The organism is Aeromonas sp. s1(2024) (assembly GCF_040908005.1).
Classification (GTDB): Bacteria; Pseudomonadota; Gammaproteobacteria; order Enterobacterales; family Aeromonadaceae; genus Aeromonas; species Aeromonas caviae.
Genome location: NZ_JBFOCW010000006.1, coordinates 1 through 5,466 on the forward strand (window position 1 = coordinate 1; position 5,466 = coordinate 5,466).

At 63.9% G+C, this 5,466-nt stretch carries 7 protein-coding genes; 5 read left to right on the forward strand and 2 right to left on the reverse strand.

Annotated elements, in window-relative coordinates; translation table 11 throughout:
* Nucleotides 1-65: 65 nt before the first annotated feature.
* Nucleotides 66-539 carry a DUF1097 domain-containing protein gene (locus AB5Y70_RS01890; RefSeq protein WP_279977098.1) on the reverse strand — a complete coding sequence of 158 codons (474 nt, stop codon included), beginning with the start codon at nt 537-539 and terminating at the stop codon, nt 66-68.
* Between the two features lie 371 nt (nt 540-910).
* On the opposite strand from AB5Y70_RS01890, the gene msrP reads away from it, so the two are divergent.
* Nucleotides 911-1,921, forward strand: a complete 1,011-nt coding sequence (msrP, locus tag AB5Y70_RS01895) for a protein-methionine-sulfoxide reductase catalytic subunit MsrP (RefSeq protein ID WP_319873450.1) — start codon at nt 911-913, stop codon at nt 1,919-1,921.
* A 91-nt stretch (nt 1,922-2,012) separates the two neighbouring features.
* Nucleotides 2,013-2,666: a protein-methionine-sulfoxide reductase heme-binding subunit MsrQ gene (msrQ, locus tag AB5Y70_RS01900; protein ID WP_053288040.1), complete on the forward strand. Its 654-nt coding sequence runs from the start codon at nt 2,013-2,015 to the stop codon at nt 2,664-2,666.
* 10 nt (nt 2,667-2,676) lie between these two features.
* Here the strand turns inward: msrQ and AB5Y70_RS01905 are convergent, their stop codons facing one another.
* Nucleotides 2,677-2,925, reverse strand: coding sequence for a PepSY domain-containing protein (locus AB5Y70_RS01905; protein ID WP_010675973.1), 249 nt, complete (start codon nt 2,923-2,925; stop codon nt 2,677-2,679).
* 63 nt (nt 2,926-2,988) lie between these two features.
* On the opposite strand from AB5Y70_RS01905, the gene AB5Y70_RS01910 reads away from it, so the two are divergent.
* From AB5Y70_RS01910 to AB5Y70_RS01920, 3 genes are all read left to right on the forward strand, one after another.
* Nucleotides 2,989-3,321 (forward strand): PepSY domain-containing protein, encoded by a 333-nt coding sequence (locus AB5Y70_RS01910; protein ID WP_010675972.1) that lies wholly within the window; start codon nt 2,989-2,991, stop codon nt 3,319-3,321.
* Between the two features lie 87 nt (nt 3,322-3,408).
* Complete coding sequence (locus tag AB5Y70_RS01915; RefSeq protein WP_005332666.1) at nt 3,409-4,065, forward strand: response regulator transcription factor; 657 nt, start codon at nt 3,409-3,411, stop codon at nt 4,063-4,065.
* Nucleotides 4,066-4,097: 32 nt separating this feature from the next.
* Entirely contained in the window at nt 4,098-5,444 is a 1,347-nt protein-coding gene (locus AB5Y70_RS01920) for a sensor histidine kinase (protein WP_010675971.1), read from the forward strand.
* Nucleotides 5,445-5,466: the final 22 nt, after the last annotated feature.

The following is a 5,466-nucleotide window of genomic DNA, read 5'->3' on the forward strand; positions in this document are numbered from 1 at the left end:
CGCCCCTCTGGTTTCCGACCGAATCGGTTACCTTGCCAGGCTCAGGCTCAGGCTCAGGCTCAGGCTTATGCCGGGTCGCTGACGCCGCCGGTGGAGAGGGTCTTCTGGGAGAGCCAGAGGCCGCTCGCCTTCATCAGATAGCCAAACAGGGCGCCGATGATGAGGGAGGGCAGAATGAGCCGCCACTCGCCTGCGGCGCCGAAGGTGGCACAGCACCCGGCGAAGGTGCCGGGAATGTAGGCGAGCCACTGCTGCCTGGCCTGCACGCACATCAGGGTGGCCACCACCCCTGTCATCAGAGAACCCGCCATGCCGGCTCCCCACCAGGTCTCCCCGTGGATCAGCAGGAGTGCCCACAGCATGCCGGTGGTGTTGCACAGCAGGGTCTGCAACAGCGCCTTGTAACCGCCACTCGAGGCGAAGTAGCTGGTGCAGCCGAGGAAGCCGACCCAGGAGATGAGACCGAGTGCGGCGGCCAGTCCACCCCAGACGGCGGAGAGGATCCCGGTCGTGATGGCGATGGCGAACAGTGGGCTCATGGCGTGACTCTCAGTGGTTGAATCCGGAAAAGGAGGCAGCCTACTCCGCGGTAGAGCGGCAGCAAGCGGGGGCCGGATTGTGTGTGATCCCGATCACTCTTTGCAACTCTGGAATACGCTTGCGCTCGCGAAAAAAATTCATTGGAGACGCCGCAGACCTTGTTCCATAGTTAGAGGCCCTGTCCTGCTCATGGAGTGAGTCTGATGGTGCCAAACGTGATCGTTCCTCTGCTGGTGTTCGTAGTGCTCTTCCTGGCCGGTACCATGGCCAAGGCACTGCCCCTTTACCAACTCATGTAATTCTGTGTGAAATAAAACTCGGCCGGGGCGGGTCTTATGGTTGTCAACCTCATCGTCCCGGGAGTTTTTTCATGTTGATCAAGCGCCGTACTTCTCATCATCCCACAGAGCAGGATGTCACGCCGGAAACCGTCTATCAGGATCGTCGCCGCATCCTGAAAGGGCTGGGCCTGGGCGTCGGTGCCGCCACCCTGGCGTTTCCGGTGAAGGCCAGCCTGCTGGATCTCTTCGCACCGGACAAGCCGGCCACCGTGGCCCCCACCAGACCCCTCGACATCCGTGCCGCGATCCGGCCAGAGGGATTGATCCTCACCCCGGAGGAGAAGGCCACCACCCACAACAATTTCTACGAGCTGGGGACCGACAAGGGGGACCCGGCCCGCAACGGCCATTACCTCAGGGCCGAGCCCTGGACCCTGAAGGTGGAAGGGGAGGTGGCCAAACCCTTCACCCTGGATGTGTGGGATCTCATCAACAAGAGCACGCTGGAGGAGCGCATCTATCGGCTGCGCTGCGTGGAGGCCTGGTCCATGGTATTGCCCTGGAGCGGCATTGCGCTGGCGGATCTGATCCGCCGTGCCGAGCCCACCAGTCGCGCCAAGTTCGTGGCCTTCGAGACGCTCTATGATCCGGAACAGTTGCCGGGGCAGGCCTCCCGTGCCCTGGGGGGCGGCATCGATTATCCCTATGTGGAGGGCTTGCGCCTCGACGAGGCCATGCACCCCCTCTCCTTCCTCGCCATGGGGCTTTATGGCAAAACCCTGCCCGCCCAGAACGGGGCTCCCATCCGGCTGGTGGTGCCCTGGAAGTACGGCTTCAAGAGCATCAAGAGCATCGTCTCCATCCGCCTGGTGGAGGAGATGCCCTCGACAACCTGGAACCTGCTGGCCCCCAACGAATATGGCTTCTACGCCAACGTCAACCCGAGCGTGGATCACCCGCGCTGGAGCCAGGCGAGCGAGCGTTTCATCGGCGAGGGGGGCATCTTTGGGGCCAAGCGCCAGCCGACCCTGATGTTCAATGGCTACGGCGACGAGGTGGCGTCCCTCTATCAGGGGATGGATCTGCGTAAATGGTATTGAGACTGACGCGCTGTCCGACTGATCTCTTGCCCCCTTCTCCCCTGGTGGGAGAGGGGATGAGAAGCGGGAAAAACATGACGGGAACTGCAATATGATGCCGAGACTGAAAACAGCCCATGTCAACGGCTTGCGGGCGCTGGTGCACCTTGGTTCGCTCGGCTTTCTGCTCTGGCTGGGCTATGCCGTGCCAGCCGGGCTGCTGGGGGGAGATCCGGTCCAGGGGCTGACCCATTACCTTGGCAAGGGGGCCCTCCACCTGCTGTTGCTGACCCTGCTGGTGTCGCCGCTCGCCAAGCGCTGGCGCCAGGGGCAGCTCATCAAGCTGCGCCGCCCCCTCGGGCTCTGGTGCGCCGCCTGGGCGTCCCTGCACTTCATGGTCTGGCTGGGGCTGGATCTGCAGTTCGACTGGGGACTGATTGGCGGCGAGCTGGTGAAGCGCAGCTACATAGTGGTGGGCATGGTGGCGCTGCTGTTGTTGCTGGCGCTCGGCATCACCTCGATCCCGGCCCTGTTGCGGCGCATGGGGCCGGCATGGCAGAAGCTGCACAACTGGATCTACGGGGTGGCTCTGCTGGTGCCGGTACACTACTGGTGGTCGGTCAAGAGCGGGTGGCAGGAGCCGCTCATCTATCTGGTGCTGGCCTGCGCCCTGCTGTGGCCCCGTCGGGAAAAGCTGCTGCGCCCCTGGCGCAAGCGCCCGCAAGTGGCCGGGAAGGGGGCGGCGCAACAGCCGTCACGCCCATAGCAAAAGAGGCCTATTCGGCCTCTTTTTTGGTGATCTCGCCGGTGTTGGCATCGACCTGCAACTGGACGCGCTGATCGTCGGCATTCAGGGTATCGACCTCGAATTTGTCCCCTTCCAGCTCCACTTCCCGAATGTCGTGATACCCTTGTGCCAGCAACAACTTGACCAGTCCGGCCATGTCGAGACGTGTCTGCGCCGCCCAGCCAAAGGTGGAAAAGAGGCACAAGATCAGCAGGATACTGCGTGGGATCATATTCATTCCGGATTCATGGCTGGCACACTATAAACGGCATTATGTTAGGTTTTGAGAGATGAATCACCCATGAATAGCGCGCTGCCCCTGCTTGGATTGCTGCTGCCGATGCTGGTTCAGGCGGCCCAGCCGAACGAGGCCTTGCTGCAACAGGCGGTCAGCGAGGGGCGGGTCCGTCCTTTTCATGAGTTGATGGAGGTGGCCTCCCGCCTGCCGGTGCGCGTGCTGCGCGTCGATCTGGGTGAGGAGGATGGCGTCTGGCTCTACGAGCTCAGGCTCATCGACGAGGAGAACAGCGTCATCAAGGTGGGCTACCGGGCTGACAATCTGGAGATGGTGTGGCTCAAGGGTCACCATCTGGAGCGCCTGTTCGCTCCGCGTCCGCCCCCGGAAGAGGAGTAACGGCGTGAGTCCGCGAACCTACCGCCGTCCGGTTCGTCCCCCCAACCGTTGCCGATGCCGGCACAACCCTGTTTTGGATACCCATGTATGCGCATTCTGATAGTTGAAGATGAAAAGATCCTCGCGGGCCAGCTGGCGGAACAGCTGCGTCTGTCCGGTTTCGTCACCGATCTCTGCCACGATGGCAACGAGGCGGGCTTTCTCGGAGAGACCGAACCCTATGACGCCATCATCCTGGATCTCGGCCTGCCCGGTCGCGACGGCCTGAGCGTACTGAAGGAGTGGCGCAGCAAGGGGATGGACACCCCGGTGCTGGTGCTGACCGCCCGTGGCCAGTTGCACGAGAAGATTGAAGGGCTCAACGCCGGGGCGGACGACTACCTCACCAAGCCCTTCCAGGTGGCGGAGCTGGTGGCGAGGGTGCAGGCGCTGGTGCGCCGGGCGGCGGGGAACGCCAGCTCCATCCTCGAGATCGGTGGCGTGCGTCTCGATATGGCGGCTTCCCAGGTGTGGTACGAAGGGACCCCCATCAAGCTCACCGCCCACGAGTTCCGGGTGCTGGGCTACCTGATGCAGCACAGGGGCAAGGTGGTGTCGCGCAGCGAGCTGATCGACCACATCTATGCTCAGGATTTCGATCGCGACTCCAACACCGTAGAAGTGTTCATCGGCCGCATTCGCAAGAAGACCCACGCCGATCTCATCGAGACGGTGCGCGGCCTCGGTTACCGGATCAACGAATGACACCCATCGCAACCGATGGCGGGGTGGGTTGAATGAGGTTGGTACGCACCCTGCGAGGTCGGCTGGTGGTGATCGCCATGGTCTGGTGCGGTCTCTTCCTGTTCGCCACCGGCTTCAGCCTGCAGACCATGATGCGCAACTACTGGCAGGAGGCGGAGGCCGATGGCCTGCGCCTGCAGCTCTACGATCTGCTCTCCCGCCTCGAGATCCAGCCGGACGGCATGCCGGTGGTCACCGAGCCCATGGCCGACCCCCGTTATCGCCAGCCCTACTCCGGCTACTACTGGCAACTGGAGCTGGGGGAGACGGTGGTCAGTCGCTCCCGCTCCCTGTGGGATGCCCATTTGAGCGCCCACGGCCTGAAGTCGGCCTTCGGCGATCCGGACCTCTTCGTCGGCAAGGGGCCCAACAAGGAGCCCCTGCTCATCATGACCCGTACCGTGCTGCTGCCGGGGTCTGATCGGGTCTTCACCCTGGTGATGGCCAAGGACAGCAGCGCCCTGACCCAGACCCTGAAGAAGACCCGTATCAGCCTGTTCCTCGGCCTCGGCTTCGCCGCCACCGGCCTGGTGCTCGGCTTCATGTTCCAGATCCTCTACGGCCTGCGCCCGCTGCACCTGCTGCGTCGCGAGCTGAGCCGCGTCCATCAGGGTCATCAGGAGGGGTTCCGGCTGCGCTACCCCCTGGAGATCCAGCCGCTGGTGGAGGACATCAACCGCCTGCTGCACCACTATGGCGAGCTGCTGCAACGGGCCCGCTCCCACACCGGCAACCTGGCTCACGCCCTCAAGACGCCGCTCAGCATCATGCGCAACCAGGTGACCCAGCTGCCGCCGGAGGATCAGGCCGCCCTCGGCGAGCAGCTCGACCAGATCCAGCGCCACATCGACTATCACCTCGGCAAGGCGCGGGTGACCGGCGCCGCCAAGATCCTTGGGGTCTCAACCCCGGTGCGGGCACGGGTGGAGTACATCTGCCGCGCCTTCTCCCGCCTCTATCCCGGCAAGACGGTGGACTTGCAGGTGCCGGTCAATCTGGCGGTCGGGGTGGAGGAGCAGGACTTCGACGAGATGGTGGGCAACCTGCTGGAGAACGCCTTCAAGTGGTCCGCCAGCGAGCTGCGCATCTCCAGCGCCGAGCTGGGGGGCTGGATCACCCTGCGCATCGAGGACGACGGTCCCGGCATGAGCGAGGATCAGATCGCCAAGGCGGTGCTGCGGGGGGTGCGCCTCGACGAGAAGGTGCCGGGCTCGGGCCTTGGCCTCAACATCGTCTCAGATCTCGCGGAAGCCTATCGCGGCAGTCTCATCATGGGGCGGGCCGAGCTGGGGGGGCTCGCCGCTTCCCTCTCCCTGCCCAAGGTGGCCAGGGTCGAGTGACGGGGCTCCCCGTCGGGGGGCC